Consider the following 23,999-nt stretch of genomic DNA (forward strand, 5'->3'; position numbering starts at 1 on the left):
CATTTCACCCATTGGGTGACTCCTGTCTTTAGTCCGAAAACCTTGACACTACTACGTTTGAGCTAATTTTTGTAGATCTAACTGAGGAAAATAGGTTTAAAGCATGCTTTTCCGCTACACTGCAGTACACTTTAAAATTCCGGATATCGTGGCATCAGGTGTTCTGGTGATTACTCAAAGGAATAATTCGTGGTGAATACTATCCGCCACGCCTAGCCTTCTCGTGTCAATTATCTTGACCGGTTCGCATCAGCGAGTGCGCCAGCTTCGTTCCCAAGGCTCGCCGCCCGGCCGTCACCGGGAGACAGAATGGCCGGTAATTGATTGTTCAGCAATCGGCGATATACTCCCGGTTGTATTTGCAGCGCTTTCTTGTTTTCGCGCTGCAACTGCCGCAAGATACTGCGTTCATGCCGCAATCGGGTATCAGTCAATAATTGAATGAATGGATCGGCTTCATATTCAGCCGACTGATGCATTTGCAACCATACGCGCCGTTTACAAGAAACCCGCGAAGCGGCATTACTGGCCCTAATCATCTTTACACTGGTATTATTCATGCAATCGCTTATCAGCTTGTCACTGCAATCCTCCAGATTGACTATTATTAAGGATCAGGTAATGATAGCTGAAATCCATACTGAAACAGGCAAGCATGAAAACAATTGGACAGAAGGAATAATGTTATGAAAATTGTATCAGTATTTAGCGCAATTGCGATATCTGCCCTGCTGGTTGCACCGGTTCCGGCTGCTCCGCTGAATAAATATATGGATGATTCACCAGCGGCAGTTATTCAGGCGCAACCCACGCCTGAAGATGTCAAGCGGCGCCTGAATGATAAAATGCAGCGTTCCATTCAAATTTTGAACAACATGGAGGAAGATGAAAAAACACAATGGATACAGGAATACCAAAAAAGACTGAAACAGGCGATCGAAACCAATGATTATTTGAAAGCGGCGTACTATAGAGAAATTCTGGATCAAGTCGAATAGTAAAACAAACATGAAAACACTCACTCTATTCTTTTTTCTGCTGATAATCGCTTCGGCCGCTGCCGCGCAGGGTATTGAATCTGAATCTACGGAAAAAAACGGTGCCGCTGAACTGGAGGACCTTGCATTTGACCGGGTGTTCGACAAAATTATTCTTGAAGAATCCACGCCGGCAGCAGGTACCCCGGATTCAGTCAATTCTATCCGCCATGTTCGTGTGGTAAATGAATTCTATTATGTCATCATCCTGTCCGTCATGTGCCTGTTGTCCCTCAGCATTGTCCTTTACTTTTTACTCAAACTAAAAAAAGACGCTCAGCCCAACGACATTGTCAGCGGTGCAGGCCTGATTCTGATCGTTTTCGGTACGATTATTCTGGTATTGATTGTCGATACTTCAGAACAACTGACAGCCGCGATTGGCATTCTTGGCGCTATCGCAGGTTATCTGTTCCGCACTGCACAAGAAAACGGACAACCATCTCAGCCTAACGTTAAAACAACAGTGGAAAAATAAACCCATTTTATTTTCTCATTGCACCTCTGAACTGCATGCATGAATTTCGCAAAGCGCTTTGTTTACAACGCGCGTACTGGTATACTCTCGCATCTTGAACTTACCGTTTATCTAAGATCAAGGGCGGGCCTCCCCGCATTGCAAAGTAGCGAACCTGGTCAGGTCCGGAAGGAAGCAGCCACAGCTATTTATTGCGAGTGCCGGGGGTCTGGCTCGCCACCCTGAATTTTCAAACAGCTTATCCCGCCTGTTCGTTCGCAGTCACATTTTCTTTTAAATCCAGGTCAAAACGGATAGATGCATGGCGCCTGCGTGACCTGTTATAATGATTCTAAAGCATTCCTAAATTTTCTAAAATTCAACGTGTCACAATCCCAAGTCCTTGCACGCAAGTGGCGACCGAAAAACTTTTCTGAGTTGACCGGCCAGGACCATGTCGTCAAAGCGCTAACAAATGCACTGGAGCAGAACCGGTTACATCATGCATATCTTTTCACAGGAACACGCGGTGTCGGCAAGACCACGGTAGCCCGTATTTTAGCCAAAGCGTTAAATTGCGAGACCGGTATAACGGCAACCCCATGCGGCACCTGTAACGCCTGCACACAAATTGATCAGGGACATTTTATTGACCTGATCGAACTGGATGCCGCATCAAATACACAGGTCGATCATATGCGCGACTTGTTGGAAAATGCACTCTATGCGCCAGCGGGAGCGCGTTTCAAAATTTATATAATTGACGAAGTGCACATGCTGTCCAAATCGGCGTTTAACGCCATGCTTAAAACGCTCGAAGAACCACCTGCCCACGTCAAATTTGTACTCGCCACAACAGATCCGCAAAAAATACCGGTGACTGTTCTCTCTCGATGCCTGCAGTTTAATTTGAAGCAAATACCGATTGCATTAATTTCAGAACATCTCAAACATATCCTGACACAGGAAAATATTTCATCGGACGGCGCCGCATTAGCGCTCATTGCAAAAGCCGCTCAAGGCAGCATGCGCGACGCATTAAGCATCCTGGATCAGGCAATTGCCTTTGGCGAAAACGAAGTAGCGGAAAACACTGTCCGTAATATGCTCGGTGCGGTTGACCAATTTTATCTTCACGACCTGCTTGAAGCACTGGTATCAAAAAACGGTGCCAAAATGCTGGCAATTGCTGACGAAATCGACGCTCGGGGCTTGTCATTTGATACCGTGCTACACGATTTCTCAGTGCTGCTGCATCACATCGCATTAGCACAGGTGGTGCCGCAGGCAATCCATGAAGATGAACCGGCACATCCGCATATACTATCATTCGCTGAAATGCTTGCAGCCGAGGATATACAACTGTTTTATCAGATTGCGCTGCACGGGCGCCGTGATTTAGGTCTTGCGCCGGACGAATTCTCCGGTTTTACCATGACATTAATACGCATGCTCGCGTTTATGCCCGATAACCACACAACAGGCCCGGCAAAACAGATGTCACGGACGCCCGGCATTCCGGACGCAAAAAATACATTCAGCGCATCTGTTCAAATTGACCAGCCAACGGTTTCTTCCGATCATTCAGGTCACTATAAGGAACCGCCGGCAACGCATAAAACACCTGCATCCGTTCCGGATCTGAACTGGCACGATCTGATTAAACAACTGAATTTAGCTGGTATGGCTAAAATGCTGGCGCAACATAGTGAGGCAAAGCTGCTGACTCCAGAGACCATCGAGTTGTTTGTCCCGGAAGTCCACAGACACCTGCTGGACAAGAAATACCAGAATGCCATTCAGAACGCACTGGACGCCTACTTCGGCCAGTCAGTCGCGCTGAATTTCTCAGTTGGCAGCATTACCGGCATGACACCGGTTGCATTACAACAGCTTGAAAACGAGCAAAAGCAGACCGAGGCGATTGCGGCCATTGAAAAAGACCCGATCGTACAGGATCTGATAGACAGTTTTGATGCAAAAATCATAGAATCTTCCATCAAACCTATTCGAAATTAAAGGAGATTTACCATGAAAGGAAATTTGGCAAACATGATGAAACAGGCACAGCAGGTTCAGGAGAGCATGAAGCAAATGCAGGAAAAACTGGCCACACTGGAAGTTGAAGGTCAGTCCGGCGCAGGGATGGTTAAAGTTGTCATGACCTGCCGCCATGACGTCAAAAGCATACAGATAGACAGCAGTCTCGTTGGTGATGGCGACGACAAAGAAATGCTCGAAGACCTGATTGCTGCCGCATTTAATGATGCTGTCCGGCGAGTCGAATCGACAACGCAGGAAAAAATGGCCGAACTGACCGGAGGGCTCGGCCTGCCACCCGGCATGAAGCTGCCGTTCTGATTGAGGTGACTAAGCTGTTTTCCATGCGCACACACAAATTATCCAGATCCGGCAAAACCAAAGCACCGCCACGATTACCTGGCGCTAACAGACAAGCCGTTCCCGCTGCGGCGGCAACCTACAAACTGCAAAAACTGCTGGCGCAAAAAGGACTGGGGTCAAGGCGTGAAATGGAAGCGTTAATTGCTGCCGGCCGCGTCAGTATAAATGGCAGAAAGGCTGTTTTGGGAGACCGCGTTGGCGCAAAAGACCGCGTTCAGATCGGAAAACGCATCATCCGTTTCGATTTGGCCGAACGCCTGCCACGTATATTGCTGTATCACAAACCAGAAGGCGAAATTGTCACCCGGCTCGACCCCGAAGGCCGGCCAACAGTATTTGACAAATTGCCCCATCTCAGATCTTCTAAATGGATCGCAATCGGCCGCCTGGACTTTAATACCAGCGGTCTCCTGATTTTTACTACCGATGGCTCGCTGGCAAACCGGCTCATGCATCCACGCTTTGAAGTGGAACGCGAATATGCGGTCCGAATTATCGGACAATTAACCAGCGAACAAATTATCCAGCTGACTACCGGTATTCAACTCGACGACGGCAGCGCATCGTTTGATCAATTAACGGAACTGGGTGGTGAAAACATCAACCGCTGGTATCGCGTCATTTTGAAAGAAGGAAAAAACCGGGAAGTCAGACGCATGTTTGAAACACTCGGTATAACAGTCAGCCGCCTGATGCGCGTGCGTTTTGGCCCGATTAACTTACCCGCCCGTATCAAGCGCGGAAAATGGCTGGAACTCGATGAAAAGGAAACTCGGCGGCTGTTAACGTTACTGGCCTGAACGGGTCCGCCAGACAGTCAGGCTGCAAGCTGATCGCGGCTTAACAAAAAAACAAAGCCGTTACCCGCGCTGGTTTCCAGCCATGTGAATGGCAACTGCGGAAACATCTCCAGCAACGCATCCCTGTTATGTCCAATTTCCACAACAAGCAGCCCCTGATCAGTCAAATGACCGGCCGCATTCAGCAGAATATGCCGCGTTGCATCCAATCCATCCATACCGCTGGCCAGCGCACCGGGCGGCTCATGACGGTATTCATCAGGCAGTGCCGCCATAGACACGGCATTTACATAAGGCGGATTACTGATAATCAGATCGTAGCGTTTGCCGGACAGCCCCTCAAACATATCGGATTGAATCAAATGGATTCGATGTATTAATTGATAATCGGCAACATTTTTATCCGCAACCGCCAGCGCATCCTGAGAAATATCAACCGCGTCAATTTCAGCCTGCTCGAACGCATGCGCCATCAGTATGGCAAGACAACCGGAACCCGTACACAGATCCAGGGCACAATGAATATGCCCGGAATCTGTAATCCACGGTTCCAGATGATTATGCAGAAGCTCCGCAATAAATGAACGTGGAATAATGGCACGTTCATCTACATAAAAAGCATAGTCACCCAGCCAGGCTTCGTGCGTCAAATAAGCCGCCGGCTTTCTTTCTAAAATCCGCTGCTGCAAGACCGCCTCGACTTCACTTAGCTCATCACTGGTTAACCGGGCATCAAGAAAAGGTTCAAGTTGGTCCAGAGGCAGGTGCAATGTATGCAGAATTAAATATACTGCCTCATCGTAAGCATGCGTTGAGCCGTGGCCAAAGAAAAGACCGGCCTGGTTAAACTTGCTGACCGCAAAACGCAACAGATCGCGAATGGTATATAAATGATTTTTTTCCAAAGAAAACATGTGCCGGTAACCGTCATGGACTTATAAAACAAGATTAAACAACCATACGCTATCATATGATATTGCCGGGTTCTGTGCGCTTGTCAATGACCATGGCAAGACGTGCCTTGCAGGTGGCGGTTCTGTTGTCAAAAGGCGCACAGACCATGGATGCTGACAAGCGCACCCACAGGCGTTACCATGGTGTCCTGCGACTGCGTTACTGTACTTGAAAAGGGAGCTACCTTTTCCAGCATGCTGCGCCTGTTGTATAACACCACGGCAACGCTGTACCCGGCAATATATGGATAGCGTACCAGAATGTCATAACACCTGCGCAAAGATTTGAATCTTTACAAGATTGCATTAAACTGTTACAAGTGGTACAAATAAAAAAAGATATTCAATTCATGCGTTCAGCGCTCGATCAGGCAGAAAAGGCGCGGATATTGGGCGAAGTGCCGGTGGGGGCTGTAATCGTGCAAAATGAAATGATCATCGGGCGCGGATACAACTGTCCAATTACAACACGGGATCCAACGGCCCACGCTGAAGTTATGGCATTACGCGATTGCGGTCATAAAGTGAATAATTACCGTCTTCTCAATTGTACGCTTTATGTCACACTGGAGCCCTGCACTATGTGTATCGGCGCGCTTTTTCATGCACGAATCGAACGTTTGGTCTATGCCGCAGCCGACCCTAAAACAGGTGTATGCGGCAGCATTATCGACTTGCCCACCGAAACACGGTTGAATCATCATATGCAGGTCGACAGCGGTGTTTTGGCTGAAGAAGCCAGCATACTGCTTAAGCACTTTTTTGCGCAACGGCGCAAAAAACCGGAAACGATATAATCCGCTGCGACACAATCAGGTAATGATGAAAATTAATATCTCCATCCACAGGCAGCAGCTCGATCTAGTCAATGAAGACGGCCGGTTCATTAAACATTATCAAATTTCTTCCGCAAAAAATGGCGTCGGCCAGCAGAACGGAAGTTTTTGTACGCCGCTGGGCAAACATACAATCCGTGCCAAGATAGGCTCAGGGCAACCCGTCAATACGGTATTTGTCCGCCGCCGGCCAACTGGAGAAATTTATACGCCGGAATTAGGGAAACAGTATCCGGCGCGGGACTGGATTTTGACACGCATCTTGTGGCTGTCAGGTTGCGAACCGGGATTTAACCGGCTTGGACCGGTAGATACGATGCAGCGGTATATCTATATTCACGGCAGTCCCGACAGCGTGGAAATGGGAAAGCCTGGATCTATCGGTTGTATCCGTATTTCAAATAATGATCTGCTGGAATTGTTTGACCAGGTACCTGCAGGCACCCAGGTCAATATTACGCAATGATTTTCGGCATACGATATTCGACCAGCAATTTAACCAGATTGCACTTTTCAAAATATATCCAGGATTTATCCCGGCAGTGCTCGAAAAAAACGCATCAAGCGAACGCAATTCAAATTGAGACCCGCGACATGGAGATGGCACGCACGTGAATCTGATTCATCAGCGATTGAATGGACTTATCAGTTGCTTATTCATCATTTTGACCATTCTGCCGGTATCTGCAGTTGCAGAAGAATGGATCTACACAGTACGCCCGGGCGATAATCTGTGGAACCTGTCTGAGCGCCATCTTTTGGGCATACAATATGTTAAACGCCTGCAACAATTAAATCAGATTCAGAATCCCTATGTCATACCGCCCGGCAAGCAATTGAGAATCCCCGTTGCCTGGTCACGCGTCTCCGATAAGGTATCCGCGCAGATTATCAGTGTTCACGGTGGCGCATTCATTGAACGTGCAAACCAAAAAAAAGAAGCTGCTGCACCTGGAATGCAGTTATCGGCTGGCGACACGGTTCAGAGCGAAAACGACTCATTTGTGACCATTGAATTTGCAGACAATTCTCTAGTGCGCGTTCAGGACAATAGCCGCATCCATCTGGAGAACATGCAGATACTGGGCGACTACGGATTAATCGACACACTGATACGCTTAGAACAAGGACGTACGGAAAATTCGGTGCCTAACAACACCCGCCAGGGCACGCGGCTCAGGATAAAGACACCGTCCGCTACCAGTTCTGTCAGAGGTACAGCGTTTCGTGTTGGCATAATTGAACCGCAATCCAGCACAACGAGCGAGGTACTTACCGGCAATATTTCGGTCAGCGCCTCAGAAGCGTTTGTTAAAGTACCTGCCGGTTTTGGCACCGTCACCGCTTTAAATGAACCGCCCGCACCACCTGTAGTACTGCTGCCGCCACCTGATTTAACCGGCACATCGAGCTATTACGAAAGTCTGCCACTGGTGATCCGCTTGAATCCATTGCATGGCGCTCATGCTTACCGCACACAAATTGCACTGGACCCGGATTTCAATCATCTGGTTTCCGAATTTAGCACAGCAACGTTGCCTTTTCGGGACGGCAACATACCTGACGGCGAATACTGGCTACGGATACGTGGCATTGATGAATCCGGCATAGAAGGCAAAGATGCAGTCATGCGTTTCGGTTTAAACGCTCACCCGGAACCGCCTTTCATCACCGCACCGTTACCCGGGGACGCGGCCGCACCGGAAAGCCAGCAATTCAGCTGGACGAGTCAATCCGGGCAGCTGCATTATGTCCTGATGATCAGTAGAAACACGGAATTTACCGATCTGGTCTATTTTAATTCTGAAATAAAAGCGAACACGTTCACGTTATCCGAATCGCTTACACCCGGTCATTACTTCTGGCGCATTGCGGCTGTTTCACCTGCAGAAGGGGCGGGCCCTTTTAGCGACGCCATGCCTTTCAGAGTGCCATATCCCGGTCCCTCACTTGAAGCTACCGAAGTTGACGAGCAGGAAATTACATTTGCATGGCGCGCTGCTGCCGAGGGTCAGCGTTTTCATTTTCAGTTTGCGCAAGATGCGTCATTTTCCGACATTCTGCACGAAGAAACGACCGAAGCATCCCGTATCACAATCGAAAAACCTGCAGGCGGCACATACTATTTACGTATCAAAACGATTGAATCTGACGGTTTCGAGGGCCCATGGGGACCGCCTCAAATGATAGATATTCCCCGTGATTTTCCTTACTGGCTGATGTTGCTGCTATTCCTTCCGCTGCTTGTTTTGATATGATTTATCTGCGAAGCTTTAGAAAACGCATCAATACGTTTGTTTTACGTATTGCAATACTGCTGGCCATCGTCGCAACCTTAGCCTATTCGGAAGTTTTGGAACGCCTGGATTTCATGATCTATGATGGACTATCGGTACTTATTCAATACCCGCAAAATTCTGATATCGTTATTGTCGCTATCGATGAACAGAGTCTGGATATTCTGGGCAGGTGGCCATGGTCGAGAGAAATCCATGCAAAACTTATTAACAGGTTGAAATCAATTGATAATCAGCGGATGGCTCTGGACTTGCTTTTCTCCGAACCACAACTTGATGATACGTATGCCGACCAGTTACTGGCTGCGGCAATTGCCTTGCACGGTAATGTTGTCCTTCCCCTGGTGCCGGTTTCAACCTCGTATTCAGAATCTTTGTATCTGGCCGCGCCTGATCCGCTTCTCAGACATAATGCCGTACTGGGCCACACCGACATCGAGATTGACAGTGATGGCATTGCACGGCGTGCTTTTCTTTACGCGGGGATTAACGCTCCAACATGGCCTGCGCTGGCTCAGGTATTGTTTGACCCTGCAACTGCAGTAGAACCATACCTGCTTAGCGCTGAAGATAAAAAACCGGGAAATCAGCCCAGATACTGGCTTCGTGCTGAAGAAGCATTGATCCCCTTTATTGAAAAGCCGGGAAGTTTTCGCCAGGTCTCCTACGCAGGCGTTCTGTTTGACGATAATATTCTGGCCAGCCTGAAAGACAAAACAGTGATTGTCGGCGTGACCGCTGCTGGATTGGGCACGCGTTTTGCAACACCTGTATCTTCAGCGAATCGTCAGCCCATGACTGGTGTCGAGTGGCATGCAAATGTCTATTCGATGCTGCAGCATAACCGCGCGATTTATCCGGTTTCCAGCACATGGATTACCTTGATTTCGCTAGCGTGGGTCGCGCTTATTCTGACAGGTATTAGCTGGACGAAAAAAAACCTGACAATTCCGATACTTCTTTTCGCTTCGGCGGCAGGCTTATTTTTAGCCTACCTGCTACTGAAAATCAATCATGTGTGGATACCGCCTGGCGCGGCCTTACTGGGGACTCTGGCGATTTATCCGTTGTCAAACTGGCGCCGCATCAATCAGTTTGTACGCGCGTACCTGATCACAAAGATACGCTCAAGCACTGCGCTGGAATCGATTAAAGACGGTGTTATCATAACCGATGCGCATGATCATGTGACCTATATCAACAATGGCGCCGAGAAAATTCTGCGTACGGAGTTCAGTCACATCAAAGGGAAAAACCTGCAACAGGTTTTGAATCTCCGTTCAAATATCAATAACCAGCCAGAAGATCTTTCCGTTAGAAATATTTTACCATCCGGTTTGGACGGTCCAGGAATGCTGGAATGCCGCCTGAGAACCAAATATGGTGATGAACGCTCTGTCAGAATAACGCGTAATCAGCTCTATGATGAGCGCAAAGTACTGATCGGTTCTGTTATCGCGATGTCCGATATCACGGACACGATCGAACTCGCTGAGCAGGTCGCGAATCAGGAAAATTATGATGCATTGACCAAGCTGCCGAACCGGTCAAAATTATTGTCCCAGTTCGATCACATGATCCAGGCTGCCGAAAATAACGGCAACATTATCACCGCCTTTTTTGTTGCACTGGATAATTTCAAAAAGATTAATGATGCTATGGGACATCAGGCCGGAGATAAGCTGCTCAAAATGGTTTCCATCCGCCTGCATGAAGCCGTGCAGCACAATGATATTGTTGCCCGCTGGGGAGGCGACGAATTCATACTGCTGTTCGATTATCTGGATAATATCGATTCGATATCTGAAATGGCACAAAAAATTCTGGATGTGATCAGACAAAAATTTGAAATTGACGATATGGAAGTCTTTGTTGCCGCCAGTATCGGCATCAGTTTTTATCCTGAAAGCGGCTTGACCAGCGAAACCGTGTTGAAAAAAGCAGGTACAGCCATGTACGGCGCCAAACGGGATGGCGGTAACCGTTTTGATTACTATTCTCACGAATCTTCCATAGTATGGACGCGTGACCGGCTAGAACTGGAAAAAGAACTGCGGAGCGCTATCCTTAACCGTGAACTTCAAGTTTTATTTCAACCTATCATTGATGCAAAAACGCACCATATTACGCGCATGGAAGCGCTGGTCCGCTGGCCGCATCCTACGAGAGGTTTTCTTTCACCCAGCGAATTTATCCCACTGGCGGAAAACGTCGGCTTGATTGAACAGCTGGGCGAACTGGTATTGAGAATGTCCTGCCTTTCAGCATATCAGCTTTTGCAACTGGGATACCCGGTCAACGTTGCAGTCAATGTTAATCCCCGCCAGCTGCTGAATAAAGACTTTCTGCAAACCATTGTTAAAGCACTGCACGACACCCAGTTACCCGCCTGTTCTCTGATACTCGAAATCACCGAAAGCTCCATCGTCAAAGACATCGAACGTGTTGGCATTATCCTCAGAGCAATCAAGGAACTCGACATCATGATTGCGCTGGATGATTTTGGTACAGGCTATTCCTCGCTCACTTTGCTGCGCGAATTACCGATTGATATTCTGAAAATTGACAAGTCTTTCATACGCACACTGGATCAGAATCAGAACGACCTTACGATAGTGCAGGCCATTATTGGTCTAGGCAACAATATGGGGCTGGCGGTCGTCGCAGAAGGAGTTGAAACAGCGCAGCAAAACCAGATTCTGCTGCAACATCACTGTTATTATCAGCAAGGTTACTTCTTTAGCAGGCCTGTTCCTTACAAGGCGTTATTGGAATTAGTGCACGAAAAGAATGAACGTCTACAGCCCGGCAATCTCTTTGATGCCGCAGCAGATACAACGGTACAGACTAGAAAGGCAGTAATTCGTTCGGATCACCAATAGCGCCGACTTCGCGCACCGCTTGCGCATAAGCCGCATCTTCCCGCAGCTTCATCATTGAAGCAAAATGCCGCTTTCCATGCATGCGCGCTAATCGCGCAAGGCTGGTTGCAGAAATATTCCATTGCAGTGTTTCCAGCAATTCATCTGCCGCCTGAAAATCGTTGCAAACCAGTATCATATCGCACCCCGCTTCAAGTGCAGCTTGTGCCCGGGCTGCAACAGACTTGAAATACGCAGCACCCTGCATGCTCAAATCGTCACTAAAAATGCAGCCTTCAAACGACAGTCGCTGTCTGAGTACCTTTTGTAACCATTGTCGGGAAAACCCGGCCGGATACTGATCAATATGTGGATAAATCACATGGGCAGCCATTATGCCTGCCAATCCAAAGTCAATCATGCGTTGAAAAGGCACCAGGTCATCCATTTCAATATCCGCATACCGGCGTTGATCAATCGATTTCTCAACATGTGAATCGGCCTGTATACCGCCATGCCCGGGAAAATGTTTGCCCACAGCTTGCATACCGCCTGTTTTCAAGCCGGTCATAAGCGCATGTGCAAGTTCGGATACTGCATGAATATCCCGGTGGAACGCCCGGTCACCAATAACGCTGCTCTGTCCGTAATCAATATCCAGCACAGGCGTAAAACTTAAATCAATACCGCAGACAACCAGTTCACTTGCCAGCACAAATCCTGCCTGCTTTGACAAATGACGTGCCCGCACCTGATTCTGATCCCAGATTTTTCCGAGTTCACGCATCGCCGGCAACCTGGTAAAATCATCTTTGAATCGCTGCACCCGGCCACCCTCCTGATCAACCGCGATCAGCAAGTGCGGTGTCCGCAGTGATCGAATCTCATGAATCAGCGCCGTCAGTTGCTTTCGAGAGGAATAATTCCGCGAAAACAGAATAACGCCGCCGGTTAGCGGATGCAGCAACCGCCGTTTATCCTCATCGGTCAGTGCTGTGGCAACGATATCGAGCATAACAGGGCCGAGTGGCATAATTATTTCTCCAGTACAACAAATGCACAGGCAATATTCATTTCATCGCTGATGGACAGGTAATGGCCCACAATACCTTTCTCGTGGATAAACCGGCTAAGTTCCGGATGAAATTCAAAATAGGGCTTTCCGAATATATCGTGCGCTATGGTGATAAAGTGCAGATTGACCGGATGCCGCAGGCCAGTTCCTATTGCTTTTGACAGCGCTTCCTTGGCGGCGAAACGACCGGCTAAAAACAGTACGGGCTTACTGCTGTTTTGGTATTCCCGCCATTCAGGTTCGGTCAGTATGCGGCGCGCAAATTTGTCGCCATACCGCGCTATCGAGCGCGCAATTCTTGCAGGATCAACCAGATCAGTACCGATGCCATAAATCACGCACCCGCCTCAGAAATCAACCGTTTCATTTCCCCAACTGCTTTTTCAAGACCCACAAAAATTGCCTGACCAATTATTGCATGACCGATATTGAGTTCGGAAACGCCAGGGATTGCTGCAATTGCCTGCACATTCTGGTAATGCAGACCATGGCCGGCATTGACTTTCAATCCCCGCCCGATACCGAAGGCAACCGCTTGTTTAATTTTTTCCAGCTCACTGAGCCGCGCGTCTGCGGTTGTTGCATCGGCATAGCTGCCGGTGTGAATTTCAATCACCGGAGCGCCTGACTGCACCGCTGCCTCAATCTGCTCTAAATCTGCGTTTATGAACAGTGAAACGCGTACGCCCGCATCCTTTAACTGGGTGCACACGCGGCTTATTTGTTCAAAATGTCTGACAACATCAAGACCGCCCTCAGTCGTCAGTTCTTCACGCCGTTCAGGAACCAGGCAAATATCCTGTGGTTTGATGCGCAACGCAAAATCGATCATTTCAGCAGTCACCGCACTTTCAAGATTCATTCGCGTTGTTAATATATAACGTAGCGATTCTACGTCGCGATCCTGAATATGGCGCCTGTCTTCGCGTAAATGCAGCGTAATAGCATCGGCACCTGCCGATTCAGCAATACGCGCAGCCTCAACAGGGTCCGGATAGATTGTTCCGCGCGCCTGCCTGATTGTTGCCACATGATCTATATTGACGCCAAGTTCCACCATCTGTTTCATTCTCCGTTTAAGCCAGTACTTTCAATCTGATATTGTCATGTACAGCGTTACCGTGGTGCTTTGCAGTAAGGCGCAGTGGACAGGAAAGGGTATTTCCCTTTTCAAGCAGTGTAACTGCGACTGCAGGGCACCACGGTAACGCCCTGTGGGTGAATTTGTCAGCGCACATGGACTACGTTGAGTCTTTTGGCAATAGAATGACTATTACCTGCAAGACGCGCCTCGCCATGAACGCTGACAAATTCACTGAACACGGTAGTATCAAGTTGAAAGAATACTGGTACGCTATCAATATGAAATAGAAGACTACTCATGACCAAGCTGTTTCAGAGCATGGGCATCATTTGCCCATCCACTACGCACCTTTATCCAAATCTGTAGAAATACTTTTTTATTAAAAAATGTCTCCATTTCTTTACGCGCCTGACTCGAAATCAGCTTCAGTTTTTCACCACCTTTACCTATGATAATGGCTTTCTGATTAGGCTTATCAATCAGGATTGTCGCATATATTGTGTTTAGCTTTTCAGTTTCGGTAAATTGATCGACGATCACGCTGGTGGAATAAGGTATTTCATCCCCAATCAGGCGAAACAGCTTCTCGCGCACCAGCTCAGCGGCAATGAACCGTACATTCCTATCGGTTATTTCATCCGCATCAAACAATGGCGGATTTTCCGGCAAGTGCGGGCGAATCGCGTCGATCAGATTTGTAAGTTGTATCTGACTGGCTGCGCTCACAGGAATTATTGCTGCATAACCAAATTGTTTGTCCATCTCGTCAAGAAAAGGCAATAACCGATTTTTATCAGCCAACCAGTCAATTTTGTTAATTACCAGTATAACGGGAGCAGTTTCGGGTATAAGTTTCAGTACCAGTCTGTCCCGCTCGTCAAAACGCAACGCTTCAATGACAAACAAAACAACATCGACATCCTGCATACTTTGTGTCACGACCTTATTCATCGCAGCATTCATTCGGTTTTTGTATCGCACCTGAAAACCCGGCGTATCCACAAAAATAATCTGCAGATGCTGGTCGGTAAAAATACCATTGATGCGATAACGCGTTGTTTGTGCTTTTCTGGATGTTATACTGATTTTTTGCCGTATCAGGCTATTGAGCAGCGTCGATTTGCCAACATTTGGCCGACCTACAATAGCAACGTAACCGGTGCGAAATTGGCTGTCATACTGCATGCTGAAGACTGCTCACCACAATACTTTTTTTCAATACGGCTATCAATTGACCAAGGACTATGAAAGTGTATCAACAGTAAGGGCCAAATCGTAGGCCTTTTTCGCGGCAGCCTGCTCCGCGCTGCGGCGGCTTGAGCCTTCGCCCTGAGTAAGAATGTTGAATTCCGGTACCGCGCATTCCACTCTAAATTTTTGTTGATGCGCCTTTCCTGTTGTTGTAATTACCGTATAGGCAGGCAAATCCAGTTTCCGACTTTGCAATAATTCCTGTAACAATGTTTTGGGATCTTTTCCATGCGTGGAACGATCAATAGTCTCAAGCGCAGGTGTGTATAATCTGTCAATAACCGCTTCAGCCTGTGCAAAACCGTTGTCCAGATAGATTGCACCGAAAACGGCCTCCAGTGCATCGGCCAGTATAGACGGCCGCCGTCTTCCCCCGCTTTTGAGCTCACCCTCTCCCAACTGGATCAGTTGATCCATTTCCAGAGACATCGCCATCTCAAATAAAGCCTTTTGATTAACCATGCTTGCACGTAAAAGGGATAGTTGTCCTTCGGGAATATCGCGAAACCTTTTGAAAATTAACGCAGCAACCGCGCAATTCAAAACACTGTCTCCTAAAAATTCCAGGCGTTCGTTGTGTATTGCATTATGGCTGCGGTGCGTTAACGCTTCATGCAGCAACGCAGATTTAGCGAATTGGTAACCGAGCCGGTTACAAAATAAATCTACTTTGATTTCCCAATTGCTTCGCATGCGTTATGTCAATCGTTTAGTAAATTTTTTGTCAATTCTACCTGATAGGCCGTCACCTACTTTGCATATCAAAATCGATTTGCAGAGAAATATTGGCAAACAACGGCACCTTTTCGGAATAGGCTACACTCAGGATATTTTGTCCTTTGTCCCGGGAAATCTTGATATCTTTAGCCGTAATTACCGTAATGCCGTCAACCTGGGCACGTTTGGAGAAAGCGAGCCTGATTTGACTGGCAGTTGCATTTTGCAGACTGGCGTCACTGGCAACTGCGGCCAGATTTTTTCTGATGGAAGCATTTTCAATATAAACCGGTATAACCTTCATACCCAGCAACAAAACCATGATCAGCACAACCGACCAGAACAGCATACCCGTTAAACTAATGCCATGTTGTCTATCACGCTGCCCATTCAGATTCATAGTTCCCCCCAAGAAAATGATATTCGATTACTGAATACGTTGGCCGATTCGATCAAAGTCTCCGAAATTCCACCAGATCATAAATGCTTTGCCTACGATATTTTCCTCCGGCACAAATCCCCAGTACCGGCTGTCACTGCTGCTATCCCTGTTGTCGCCCAAGGTAAAGTAGTTTCCAGGCGGAACTTTACAAGTAAATCCGGTGCGGCTGTATTGACAATTTTCGCGAAAAGGAAATGCGCGCACATTTGCGTACTGCAATCCGTGGACTTCCCGGTTCATTAAAATCGAATGATTGGTTTCTCCAAGATATTCGGTATATTTCTCAGAATAGATGTATCCCAGTCCAGGTTCCACATATTTATAATCATCCTCATATACCTGTTTTACGATCTGATCATTAATAAACAATTGCTTGTTATGATAGGTAATCACATCGCCGGGAACACCGACAACACGTTTAATATAGTCTATGGAAGAATCCTCTGGAAAACGGAACACCAGCACATCTCCCGCTTCGGGGCTATCCATTTCAATTATTTTTTTATTGATAATTGGAAGGCGAATGCCATACACAAATTTATTGACCAAAATAAAATCTCCAACTACCAGCGTGGGAATCATCGAACCGGACGGTATTTTAAACGGCTCGACAATAAACGAGCGTAAACAAAATACAATTAAAATAATCGGAAAAAAACTCTTGGGATACTCTATCCACCAAGGCTCATCTTCATCCGGCTTACGTCTATGGCGCCATATAAAATAATCAAGCACCCAGACAACACCGGTAATCACCAGCAAAGAGAATAAAACCAAAGGAAAGTTCATGTAATTACCTTTCTGATTTTTTTATGTAGTTATTAACAGGTTGTTGAAAAGCCATCGATAAACGGTCTGTTCAGCATTATTTCATATTTCCTTTGAGATAGATTTTAGCTGCCTTCGACAAATACCGGTTTTCACGATTTGATATCAGTCTGCAAAATCGCTAAGAAAGCTTCCTGCGGAATTTCCACATTACCCACACGTTTCATCCTTTTTTTACCAGCTTTTTGCTTCTCGAGCAATTTGCGTTTCCGGGTAATATCACCACCATAGCATTTCGCGAGCACATTCTTACGTAAAGCCTTGACAGTCTCTCTGGCGATAATATGCGCTCCAACAGCTGCCTGCACAGCTATATCAAACATCTGCCGCGGAATAAGCTGCCGCATTTTTTGCACCAGCTCCCGGCCGCGATGTTGACTGCTGCTGCGGTGAACAATTATAGATAACGCATCGACCCTGTCACCATTAATTAAAATATCCAGCTTAACCAGATCCGACACACGGAATTCTTTAAATTCATAATCCAGCGATGCATAACCGCGACTGGTCGATTTCAGCCGGTCAAAGAAGTCCATAACGACTTCATTCAGGGGCATTTCATAAGTCAGCATGACCTGTTTACCCATATATTGCATATTTTTCTGAATGCCCCGCTTATTGACACAGAGTGTAATGACAGCACCAACATATTCCTCTGGAACTAAAATAGTCGTCGTAATAATAGGTTCACGAATTTCAGCGGTCTTGGACAGATCTGGGATTCTTGAAGGGTTGTCGATTTCGATGATGGCCCCGTCACGCAGCAGTATTTGATAGACAACAGTAGGTGCAGTCGTAATCAAATCCATGTCATATTCTCTTTCAAGGCGTTCTTGCACAATGTCCATATGCAATAACCCCAGAAATCCGCAACGAAATCCGAATCCAAGTGCCTGAGAAGTTTCCGGCTCGAACTGCAAGGAGGAGTCGTTGAGCCTGAGCTTTTCCAGGGCCGCCCGTAGAGCGTCATACTGATTGGATTCAACCGGATATAATCCTGCAAAGACTTGTGGCTTGATCTCTTTAAAACCCTGTAAAGGTTTTTCCGCTGGATTCCGAGCCAATGTAACAGTATCGCCAACCTTGGCAGCATCAAGTTCTTTAATGCCAGAAATCACAAAACCGACCTCGCCTGCACGCAATATATCCCGGTTTAACGACTTGGGTATAAACACACCTACTTGCTCGCAAAGATGGGTTACCTTGCTGGCCATCAGTAAGATTTTGTCTCCTGGTTTAAGCGCACCGTCCATAATGCGAACCAAAATGACGACACCGACGTAATTATCAAACCAGGAATCAATAATCAGTGCTTTTAACGGCGCGTCAGGATCACCAACAGGCGCTGGTATTTGATTTACTACTGTCTCTAAAACATCTTCTATGCCGACGCCCGTTTTAGCACTGACCCGCAAAGCATTTTGCGCGTCTATGCCGATAACATCCTCAATATTTGCAATCACTCTTTCTGGATCGGCGGCAGGCAAGTCAATTTTATTCAATACGGGTAAAACCTCCACCCCCTGATCAATTGCTGTATAGCAATTAGCAACTGTCTGCGCTTCTACGCCTTGAGAAGCGTCGACCACCAGTAAAGCGCCTTCACATGCGGCTAGAGACCGTGAAACCTCATACGAAAAATCGACATGTCCAGGGGTGTCAATCAAATTGAGCAGATAAGTCTCACCATCCCTGGCTTTATACTGTAATGCAACGGTCTGCGCCTTAATGGTAATGCCTCTTTCCCGCTCCAGATCCATAGAATCAAGAACCTGGCTTTCCATTTCGCGCTCCGACAAGCCGCCGCAATATTGAATAAGACGGTCCGCGAGTGTCGATTTGCCATGATCGATATGAGCAATAATAGAGAAATTACGTATTCGCCGCATTGGAATTTCAGTAGAAATGTTCCTATCTGTTAATTTAAACGATTAGAAACCGGGAGTCTGACTATTCTTCTAAAGCCGGATCGCCCAAAGCATCTGAATCAAGAGGCAGCATTTTATCGAAAACTGGCAAGATAATCATCCAGTGCGGACGTATCAAGATAATAGCGACAAATTTCTTTTTGACCTGAAAGCGACATTAGAACGGGCACTTTATCGTTGTACCGGCTTACCAGTTGCGAATCCGTGTCAATATCAATCACTTGGAAATCAAATGACAATCTTGACTGATGTTGTTTCAGCGCCTGTACCATTTGCTCGCATAAATGGCATGCCTCACGGCCGTAAACAACCAGATCGATAGCCGGATCAACTTTCATCATTTTATTATGCGCGGTCACTCGTCACTGTTTAATTTCATGGTAATAAAGGTCGTCAGATCGCCCCGTTTGATCAACAAGGCAATATTGCGTCCATCTTCCACTTTATCCAGCAATTTATTGAATTGGTTAACGCTTTCAACATCCTTACTGTTAAACCCCAGGATAACATCGCCTTTGCGTACGCCTGACTGGCTCGCTATGCCCGGTTGGATATTTTCCACCAGCAGACCGCTCTCAATCTCCAACTGCGTCTTCTGCTGGTCGGTCAGCTCGCTCAAGACGAGTCCCAGGCGATTGGATTGATCAACTTCTTGGTCTTGTTTACTTTGATACTGCAGGTCCGATTCCTCTCTTGGAATCTCCCCTACCTTCAGCTGTAGATTCTTGATGGCACCATCCCGCCAGATCTTGACCTTTACTTTTGAGTCGGGCACTGTGTTTCCCACAATACGCGGCAAATCGGCTGAAGTCTCAACTTCTATACCATCAAAAGCCAGAATAACGTCGCGCGCCCGAATATCGGCAACACCCGCGGGACCATTTTTTTCCACTGAGACAACCAACGCGCCACGCGTGCCGGGCAAGCCGAATGAATCAGCCAACTCCTTGGTTACTTCTTGTATTAATACACCAATTCTTCCACGCCGAACGACTCCGGAAATTTTTAGCTGGTCCGCTATATCGGTTGCGACATTGATCGGTATAGCAAATGACAGCCCCATAAACCCGCCTGTTCGACTGTAAATCTGTGAATTGATGCCGACCACTTCTCCATGCATGTTGAATAGAGGGCCGCCGGAATTACCCGGATTAATAGCAACATCAGTCTGAATAAAAGGCACATAATTTTCTTGTGCCAAAGACCTTCCTTTTGCGCTTACAATACCAGCCGTCACGCTGTTTTCAAAACCAAACGGCGAACCAATCGCAACGACCCATTCCCCAACTTTGAGTTTTTCCGGATCGCCCTGGTTTACTTTTTGCAGATTCTCAGCTTCAATTTTTATCAGTGCAATATCGGTTTTTTTATCAGTACCGATTACTTTAGCGATAAATTCACGTTTGTCATTCAGTTTTACTGTTATTTCATCAGCCGATTCAACTACATGCGCATTTGTCAGAATATAGCCATCAGAACTGATAATAAAACCGGATCCCATTGATCTTGGTTCAGATCTTCGAGGTGTTGAAAAGGGTTCTATGTGCCGTCTGAAAAATTCGTAAAATGGCGAGTCCTTTGGAAGATTTGGAATCTCCGGAAAAAGTTGTGTTACAGCATTTTTCTGGGTTTGAATTGTACTAATGTTGACAACAGTAGCGCCATATTGATCAACAAGCCCTGTAAAATTAGGTAACTCTTTCGTCTGAGCCGAAACGGCCGAAGCAGTTACCATTATTAACCACAACACTAAGTAACGCACCATTTTTATCTTTAATATTCCTACCATGTTTAAGCTATACATAACAAAAAATAATTTTATTTAAAAAAATCCGCCATGCACCGTTTTTTCGCTTACCTGGTCATAGCAGATATGTAAGCATCCAGCGCGCCATTAGCCGTTCGGCGAAACCTCAAGCTTATTCAATATTCCTGCCAATAAAAAAGCGCTTTTTCAGCGCAACTGGAATTAATAGAATCTTGAATTTCCTGCATCGACACATGCTGCTTTTGAAAAGAAGCATGTCGTTCAATTACTTAACAAATACGGCATCTCCAATTAATTTAATCGTGTTTAATGGAACTTCGCCGACAGTTGTTATTTTGTTATTATTGAACTCACGTACATAGATATTTATTGCACCACGGCTTGAATAAAAACCCGTTACCGTTGGTGACGCATCTGCTTTAATCGGCTCGACAAAAACCGATACGGAAGCTAAATCATCGGATAAAACGATATGATCAACCATACTGCTTTTACCTACCGGCTTTCGCCTCATTTCGGTGATCTTTTTGAAGCCAGCCGGTAATTTCTTTAGCTTCCATTTCAATTCACCTTCAGTTAATACCTCCGTCGTCAAATCCACCTTTTTCCAATTAGTTGCTGTCATTAACTCAGGATTAAGCAAATTTTCGTCTATATTTCCACCAATCTTCAGTTGAGCAAAAGCAAACTGTTCAACAATATCTTTTTTATCCACTACAGCAGCTTTAAGCAGCAAACCACTATCAATATCAACCCAGAACTTATGGCCGTAACGCAGGTTATCATTTGGTATAAGCTTTATGAGCTGGGCATCATGCCCCGCAATACGCTCTTGCTTATCGACTTCAATCTTATAGTTTTCATAAATCCTTGCAGTTGGCTGCGGCAGCAAATCCGGGAAAAATTTTCTATGCCAGCGCTTTTCAGTATAAATTTTCTTGCTGTCTGGCATATAGCATTTCATTTCATCGTTATTACGATACACAATACGCGACTTGCCATCTAGGACCTCGATTTTCTCATATTCATCATCGTGATCCACTCGATGCGTGACCTGAGAAGTCTCTATATGATCATCGGCATAATATACAAAAGTACCTTGATAATTCAGCTGGCGTGGCGCGTCAGCGATCCTCTGCAGCCAGTCATGCGCATATTTGTTTGATTGGGATTGGTTTTCAGCGTAGACAGCCTGAAATGCCAATACGAACAACAATGAAAAAGCTGGTAATGCGGGGTATTTCATCTACCATATTGATCATGGAAATTATCACGAGAATCGGTCGCCGGATAAATATAGACTGATTGACCGCTATGTGTGGCTTGTCCAGATGAGAAATCTTTATAATGGTTCTGAAAATTATGATAAAAGAGATAACTACTCATTTCTTCTGCTGAAGCGTTGGGATAAGGATGCGCGGCCTGGTACGGGCGCGCAGTTTGTGGATGAGACACCAGCATCGACGTTGCAGGTTTGTCGACTTCAGCAGGTGCGGCATTGGACTGGTCTGCCACAACAATAGGCTGCGTTTGCAAATATACATCATTCATGACAAGCCATGCTGTAACCATTGCAAATACTGATGCCGCTGTGGCAAAGGCAAAAACTTTTGTCCTGGAATTTCCATAGGTGCGTTTACTGGGTTTGAGCACCGTAGGTTCAACTGCTAGCTGTTGTCTGACACGACGTGTAAGATTTGTTGGAAAAGTATCCGGCTGCCTTAATATATCACCGATTAAATGGTAGGTTTCCCACTCCTGATGTAAACCCTGTTCTTTCTTAATTGTTTCGATTATTTTAAGGGCGTCTGAACTTGCCAGCTCACCATCCATTAATTCGGATACTTTATTCTTCACTTTACCACCTCTTATCTTTACTTGTACCCAGTAAAGGGCGTAATTTCTCAGATATTGCTTCGCGCGCTCTAAAAATCCGCGAACGCACCGTGCCTATCGGACATTCCATAATGTTTGCAATGTCCTCATAACTCAATCCTTCAATTTCTCGCAAAATGATTGCAGTTCTTAATTCATTTGGCAATTCTTCTAATGTCCGGTTCACCGTTTGAGCAATCTGTTTACTCATCAGTTCACTTTCTGGCGTATGCATCTCGCGTAAAATGCCACCTTCTTCAAAATTTTCAGCCTCCTCGCTGTCAATACCATGCAGTGTCGGTGCTTTTCTGCCATGAGACACTAGATAATTCTTGGCGGTGTTAATGCCTATTCGATACAGCCAAGTATAAAACGCACTATCACCACGAAAAGAGGGTAATGCCCTATACGCTTTGATAAATGCTTCTTGCGCTACATCTTCAACTTCGGCCGGGTCGCGAATAAACTGTGAAAGCAAACGCATCAACTTGCGCTGATATTTAGCAACCAATAAGTCAAATGCGCGTTTATCGCCATTTTGTACCCGCTCCACTAATTGCTGATCGACTTCACGATCACCCATCCTGCCTGATCCTTGCGCATTAAGAATTGAAAAAATTGCTATAGATACAATATGGCTGTTATTAAAAGCCAGCGGGATCAAGTATACCTATTCAGCAGGGTCACGAAAACCAATAAGCTTCATTCATTGAAGACAACAAGCTGTGCGTGATAGTTCATTGATCATTCGCTAATATCATATGAATAGAGTACTAGAACCCTAGGGAGACCTAAAAAAGATTTCAGTGCCACTCGGTAGTAACTGCCCGGGATTATTTAACTACCCAACGTTATGGTATGAAATAAATTGACACAGATCGTTATTTTCTAATATTTGTTTGTTCATCAAATTGATTCAACGAAACAACAGGTTGCGGGATCCACCCGGGTTTGCGATGGTCGACTGTGACATTGGTAAATATGCCGCCGCGCACAAAAAAGCGCGCGGTTAAGCGGATATATCTCGGTTTTAAAACAGCGACAAGATCTTCAAGTATCTGGTTAGTCACAGCTTCATGAAAAACCGCTTCGTTCCGGAATGACCAAATATACAGCTTAAGGCTTTTAAGTTCGACACATTTCTTATCCGGAATATAATCTAAAATCAAAGTGGCAAAATCAGGCTGGCCGGTTTTTGGGCATACACACGTAAATTCCGGTATCTCCATATGAATTTGATAGTCCTTTTTAACAAAAGGATTAATAAATGTTTCAAGCTGCTTGCTGGGCTTAGTTGACATTCAGCGTTCTCTTCCTGGTGTTAATTCAGTTACAATAAACAAACTTTTACTTCATGCAATTTTGCATAGCGTCCACATTTTCGAAT

At 46.1% G+C, this 23,999-nt stretch carries 27 protein-coding genes and 1 other RNA gene; 10 read left to right on the top strand and 18 right to left on the bottom strand.

Annotation, left to right across the window (positions count from 1 at the left end; all coding sequences use genetic code 11):
* Nucleotides 1-230: 230 nt before the first annotated feature.
* On the bottom strand, nt 231-539 hold the full coding sequence (locus BMY60_RS04580; RefSeq protein WP_143057354.1) for a hypothetical protein: 309 nt from the start codon (nt 537-539) through the stop codon (nt 231-233).
* 147 nt (nt 540-686) lie between these two features.
* Here BMY60_RS04580 and BMY60_RS04585 point away from each other — a divergent pair, with 147 nt between their 5' ends.
* The 6 genes from BMY60_RS04585 to rluB all read left to right on the top strand — a co-directional run bounded on the left by BMY60_RS04585 (nt 687) and on the right by rluB (nt 4,697).
* Entirely contained in the window at nt 687-998 is a 312-nt protein-coding gene (locus BMY60_RS04585; protein ID WP_090331631.1) for a hypothetical protein, read from the top strand.
* Between the two features lie 10 nt (nt 999-1,008).
* On the top strand, nt 1,009-1,515 hold the full coding sequence (locus BMY60_RS04590; protein WP_090331632.1) for a hypothetical protein: 507 nt from the start codon (nt 1,009-1,011) through the stop codon (nt 1,513-1,515).
* 122 nt (nt 1,516-1,637) lie between these two features.
* Nucleotides 1,638-1,736, top strand: an RNA gene (gene ffs / locus BMY60_RS04595) — signal recognition particle sRNA small type.
* Nucleotides 1,737-1,878: 142 nt separating this feature from the next.
* Nucleotides 1,879-3,513 (top strand): DNA polymerase III subunit gamma/tau, encoded by a 1,635-nt coding sequence (gene dnaX / locus BMY60_RS04600; protein WP_090331764.1) that lies wholly within the window; start codon nt 1,879-1,881, stop codon nt 3,511-3,513.
* A 12-nt stretch (nt 3,514-3,525) separates the two neighbouring features.
* The gene (locus BMY60_RS04605) at nt 3,526-3,855 is read left to right on the top strand and encodes a YbaB/EbfC family nucleoid-associated protein (RefSeq protein ID WP_090331634.1); all 330 of its coding nucleotides are present in this window, start codon (nt 3,526-3,528) and stop codon (nt 3,853-3,855) included.
* Nucleotides 3,856-3,878: 23 nt separating this feature from the next.
* Entirely contained in the window at nt 3,879-4,697 is an 819-nt protein-coding gene (rluB, locus tag BMY60_RS04610; RefSeq protein WP_090331636.1) for a 23S rRNA pseudouridine(2605) synthase RluB, read from the top strand.
* Nucleotides 4,698-4,714: 17 nt separating this feature from the next.
* Here rluB and prmB read toward each other — a convergent pair whose 3' ends face one another.
* Nucleotides 4,715-5,611, bottom strand: a complete 897-nt coding sequence (gene prmB / locus BMY60_RS04615) for a 50S ribosomal protein L3 N(5)-glutamine methyltransferase (protein ID WP_090331638.1) — start codon at nt 5,609-5,611, stop codon at nt 4,715-4,717.
* A 128-nt stretch (nt 5,612-5,739) separates the two neighbouring features.
* On the bottom strand, nt 5,740-5,931 hold the full coding sequence (locus BMY60_RS15230; RefSeq protein WP_143057355.1) for a hypothetical protein: 192 nt from the start codon (nt 5,929-5,931) through the stop codon (nt 5,740-5,742).
* A gap of 39 nt (nt 5,932-5,970) precedes the next feature.
* Between BMY60_RS15230 and tadA the strand changes: the two genes are divergently transcribed.
* The 4 genes from tadA to BMY60_RS04635 all read left to right on the top strand — a co-directional run bounded on the left by tadA (nt 5,971) and on the right by BMY60_RS04635 (nt 11,665).
* Nucleotides 5,971-6,447: a tRNA adenosine(34) deaminase TadA gene (gene tadA, locus BMY60_RS04620; protein ID WP_256250686.1), complete on the top strand. Its 477-nt coding sequence runs from the start codon at nt 5,971-5,973 to the stop codon at nt 6,445-6,447.
* Nucleotides 6,448-6,472: 25 nt separating this feature from the next.
* On the top strand, nt 6,473-6,952 hold the full coding sequence (locus BMY60_RS04625) for a L,D-transpeptidase (protein WP_090331640.1): 480 nt from the start codon (nt 6,473-6,475) through the stop codon (nt 6,950-6,952).
* A 145-nt stretch (nt 6,953-7,097) separates the two neighbouring features.
* Complete coding sequence (locus BMY60_RS04630) at nt 7,098-8,744, top strand: FecR domain-containing protein (RefSeq protein WP_090331642.1); 1,647 nt, start codon at nt 7,098-7,100, stop codon at nt 8,742-8,744.
* Nucleotides 8,741-11,665 carry an EAL domain-containing protein gene (locus tag BMY60_RS04635; protein WP_090331645.1) on the top strand — a complete coding sequence of 975 codons (2,925 nt, stop codon included), beginning with the start codon at nt 8,741-8,743 and terminating at the stop codon, nt 11,663-11,665. The genes BMY60_RS04630 and BMY60_RS04635 overlap by 4 nt, the downstream gene beginning before the upstream one ends.
* Here BMY60_RS04635 and nagZ read toward each other — a convergent pair.
* The 15 genes from nagZ to queF all read right to left on the bottom strand — a co-directional run bounded on the left by nagZ (nt 11,631) and on the right by queF (nt 23,913).
* Entirely contained in the window at nt 11,631-12,677 is a 1,047-nt protein-coding gene (nagZ, locus tag BMY60_RS04640; RefSeq protein WP_090331647.1) for a beta-N-acetylhexosaminidase, read from the bottom strand. The two genes, BMY60_RS04635 and nagZ, sit on opposite strands and share 35 nt — an antisense overlap.
* A 2-nt stretch (nt 12,678-12,679) precedes the next feature.
* Nucleotides 12,680-13,057 carry a holo-ACP synthase gene (gene acpS / locus BMY60_RS04645; protein ID WP_090331649.1) on the bottom strand — a complete coding sequence of 126 codons (378 nt, stop codon included), beginning with the start codon at nt 13,055-13,057 and terminating at the stop codon, nt 12,680-12,682.
* Entirely contained in the window at nt 13,054-13,779 is a 726-nt protein-coding gene (gene pdxJ, locus BMY60_RS04650; protein ID WP_090331769.1) for a pyridoxine 5'-phosphate synthase, read from the bottom strand. The genes acpS and pdxJ overlap by 4 nt, the downstream gene beginning before the upstream one ends.
* Before the next feature lie 167 nt (nt 13,780-13,946).
* The gene (locus BMY60_RS15645; RefSeq protein ID WP_177166581.1) at nt 13,947-14,102 is read right to left on the bottom strand and encodes a hypothetical protein; all 156 of its coding nucleotides are present in this window, start codon (nt 14,100-14,102) and stop codon (nt 13,947-13,949) included.
* On the bottom strand, nt 14,095-14,988 hold the full coding sequence (gene era / locus BMY60_RS04655; protein WP_090331651.1) for a GTPase Era: 894 nt from the start codon (nt 14,986-14,988) through the stop codon (nt 14,095-14,097). Before era ends, BMY60_RS15645 begins: the two co-directional genes overlap by 8 nt.
* 57 nt (nt 14,989-15,045) lie before the next feature.
* Entirely contained in the window at nt 15,046-15,747 is a 702-nt protein-coding gene (rnc, locus tag BMY60_RS04660) for a ribonuclease III (protein WP_090331653.1), read from the bottom strand.
* 52 nt (nt 15,748-15,799) lie between these two features.
* On the bottom strand, nt 15,800-16,171 hold the full coding sequence (locus BMY60_RS04665; RefSeq protein WP_090331655.1) for a DUF4845 domain-containing protein: 372 nt from the start codon (nt 16,169-16,171) through the stop codon (nt 15,800-15,802).
* A gap of 27 nt (nt 16,172-16,198) precedes the next feature.
* Nucleotides 16,199-17,002, bottom strand: a complete 804-nt coding sequence (gene lepB, locus BMY60_RS04670) for a signal peptidase I (RefSeq protein ID WP_090331657.1) — start codon at nt 17,000-17,002, stop codon at nt 16,199-16,201.
* Nucleotides 17,003-17,133: 131 nt separating this feature from the next.
* Nucleotides 17,134-18,930: a translation elongation factor 4 gene (gene lepA, locus BMY60_RS04675; protein ID WP_090331659.1), complete on the bottom strand. Its 1,797-nt coding sequence runs from the start codon at nt 18,928-18,930 to the stop codon at nt 17,134-17,136.
* 113 nt (nt 18,931-19,043) lie between these two features.
* Entirely contained in the window at nt 19,044-19,310 is a 267-nt protein-coding gene (locus tag BMY60_RS04680; RefSeq protein WP_090331771.1) for a glutaredoxin family protein, read from the bottom strand.
* A 14-nt stretch (nt 19,311-19,324) separates the two neighbouring features.
* Nucleotides 19,325-20,773: a DegQ family serine endoprotease gene (locus BMY60_RS04685; RefSeq protein ID WP_371264188.1), complete on the bottom strand. Its 1,449-nt coding sequence runs from the start codon at nt 20,771-20,773 to the stop codon at nt 19,325-19,327.
* Between the two features lie 229 nt (nt 20,774-21,002).
* Entirely contained in the window at nt 21,003-21,983 is a 981-nt protein-coding gene (locus BMY60_RS04690) for a MucB/RseB C-terminal domain-containing protein (RefSeq protein ID WP_090331663.1), read from the bottom strand.
* Complete coding sequence (locus BMY60_RS04695) at nt 21,980-22,594, bottom strand: sigma-E factor negative regulatory protein (protein WP_090331665.1); 615 nt, start codon at nt 22,592-22,594, stop codon at nt 21,980-21,982. The genes BMY60_RS04690 and BMY60_RS04695 overlap by 4 nt, the downstream gene beginning before the upstream one ends.
* 1 nt (nt 22,595) lies before the next feature.
* Nucleotides 22,596-23,195: an RNA polymerase sigma factor RpoE gene (gene rpoE, locus BMY60_RS04700; RefSeq protein WP_090331668.1), complete on the bottom strand. Its 600-nt coding sequence runs from the start codon at nt 23,193-23,195 to the stop codon at nt 22,596-22,598.
* A 298-nt stretch (nt 23,196-23,493) separates the two neighbouring features.
* Entirely contained in the window at nt 23,494-23,913 is a 420-nt protein-coding gene (queF, locus tag BMY60_RS04705; RefSeq protein WP_090331670.1) for a preQ(1) synthase, read from the bottom strand.
* Nucleotides 23,914-23,999: the final 86 nt, after the last annotated feature.

This window comes from Nitrosomonas sp. Nm51 (genome assembly GCF_900111165.1).
Taxonomy (GTDB): Bacteria; Pseudomonadota; Gammaproteobacteria; order Burkholderiales; family Nitrosomonadaceae; genus Nitrosomonas.

What these genes read in the sequence shown, in the direction of transcription:
- BMY60_RS04590 (WP_090331632.1), top strand. Translation starts at nt 1,009, where the DNA reads ATGAAAACACTCACTCTATTCTTTTTTCTGCTGATAATCGCTTCGGCC.
- BMY60_RS15645 (WP_177166581.1), bottom strand. Translation starts at nt 14,102, where the DNA reads ATGAGTAGTCTTCTATTTCATATTGATAGCGTACCAGTATTCTTTCAA.
- BMY60_RS04625 (WP_090331640.1), top strand. Translation starts at nt 6,473, where the DNA reads ATGAAAATTAATATCTCCATCCACAGGCAGCAGCTCGATCTAGTCAAT.
- BMY60_RS04605 (WP_090331634.1), top strand. Translation starts at nt 3,526, where the DNA reads ATGAAAGGAAATTTGGCAAACATGATGAAACAGGCACAGCAGGTTCAG.
- era (WP_090331651.1), bottom strand. Translation starts at nt 14,988, where the DNA reads ATGCAGTATGACAGCCAATTTCGCACCGGTTACGTTGCTATTGTAGGT.
- lepB (WP_090331657.1), bottom strand. Translation starts at nt 17,002, where the DNA reads ATGAACTTTCCTTTGGTTTTATTCTCTTTGCTGGTGATTACCGGTGTT.
- rpoE (WP_090331668.1), bottom strand. Translation starts at nt 23,195, where the DNA reads ATGGGTGATCGTGAAGTCGATCAGCAATTAGTGGAGCGGGTACAAAAT.
- BMY60_RS04635 (WP_090331645.1), top strand. Translation starts at nt 8,741, where the DNA reads ATGATTTATCTGCGAAGCTTTAGAAAACGCATCAATACGTTTGTTTTA.
- rnc (WP_090331653.1), bottom strand. Translation starts at nt 15,747, where the DNA reads ATGCGAAGCAATTGGGAAATCAAAGTAGATTTATTTTGTAACCGGCTC.
- BMY60_RS04665 (WP_090331655.1), bottom strand. Translation starts at nt 16,171, where the DNA reads ATGAATCTGAATGGGCAGCGTGATAGACAACATGGCATTAGTTTAACG.
- BMY60_RS04580 (WP_143057354.1), bottom strand. Translation starts at nt 539, where the DNA reads ATGATTAGGGCCAGTAATGCCGCTTCGCGGGTTTCTTGTAAACGGCGC.
- queF (WP_090331670.1), bottom strand. Translation starts at nt 23,913, where the DNA reads ATGTCAACTAAGCCCAGCAAGCAGCTTGAAACATTTATTAATCCTTTT.
- lepA (WP_090331659.1), bottom strand. Translation starts at nt 18,930, where the DNA reads ATGCGGCGAATACGTAATTTCTCTATTATTGCTCATATCGATCATGGC.
- rluB (WP_090331636.1), top strand. Translation starts at nt 3,879, where the DNA reads ATGCGCACACACAAATTATCCAGATCCGGCAAAACCAAAGCACCGCCA.
- BMY60_RS04680 (WP_090331771.1), bottom strand. Translation starts at nt 19,310, where the DNA reads ATGATGAAAGTTGATCCGGCTATCGATCTGGTTGTTTACGGCCGTGAG.
- nagZ (WP_090331647.1), bottom strand. Translation starts at nt 12,677, where the DNA reads ATGCCACTCGGCCCTGTTATGCTCGATATCGTTGCCACAGCACTGACC.
- BMY60_RS04690 (WP_090331663.1), bottom strand. Translation starts at nt 21,983, where the DNA reads ATGAAATACCCCGCATTACCAGCTTTTTCATTGTTGTTCGTATTGGCA.
- BMY60_RS04585 (WP_090331631.1), top strand. Translation starts at nt 687, where the DNA reads ATGAAAATTGTATCAGTATTTAGCGCAATTGCGATATCTGCCCTGCTG.
- BMY60_RS04685 (WP_371264188.1), bottom strand. Translation starts at nt 20,773, where the DNA reads ATGTATAGCTTAAACATGGTAGGAATATTAAAGATAAAAATGGTGCGT.
- pdxJ (WP_090331769.1), bottom strand. Translation starts at nt 13,779, where the DNA reads ATGGTGGAACTTGGCGTCAATATAGATCATGTGGCAACAATCAGGCAG.
- prmB (WP_090331638.1), bottom strand. Translation starts at nt 5,611, where the DNA reads ATGTTTTCTTTGGAAAAAAATCATTTATATACCATTCGCGATCTGTTG.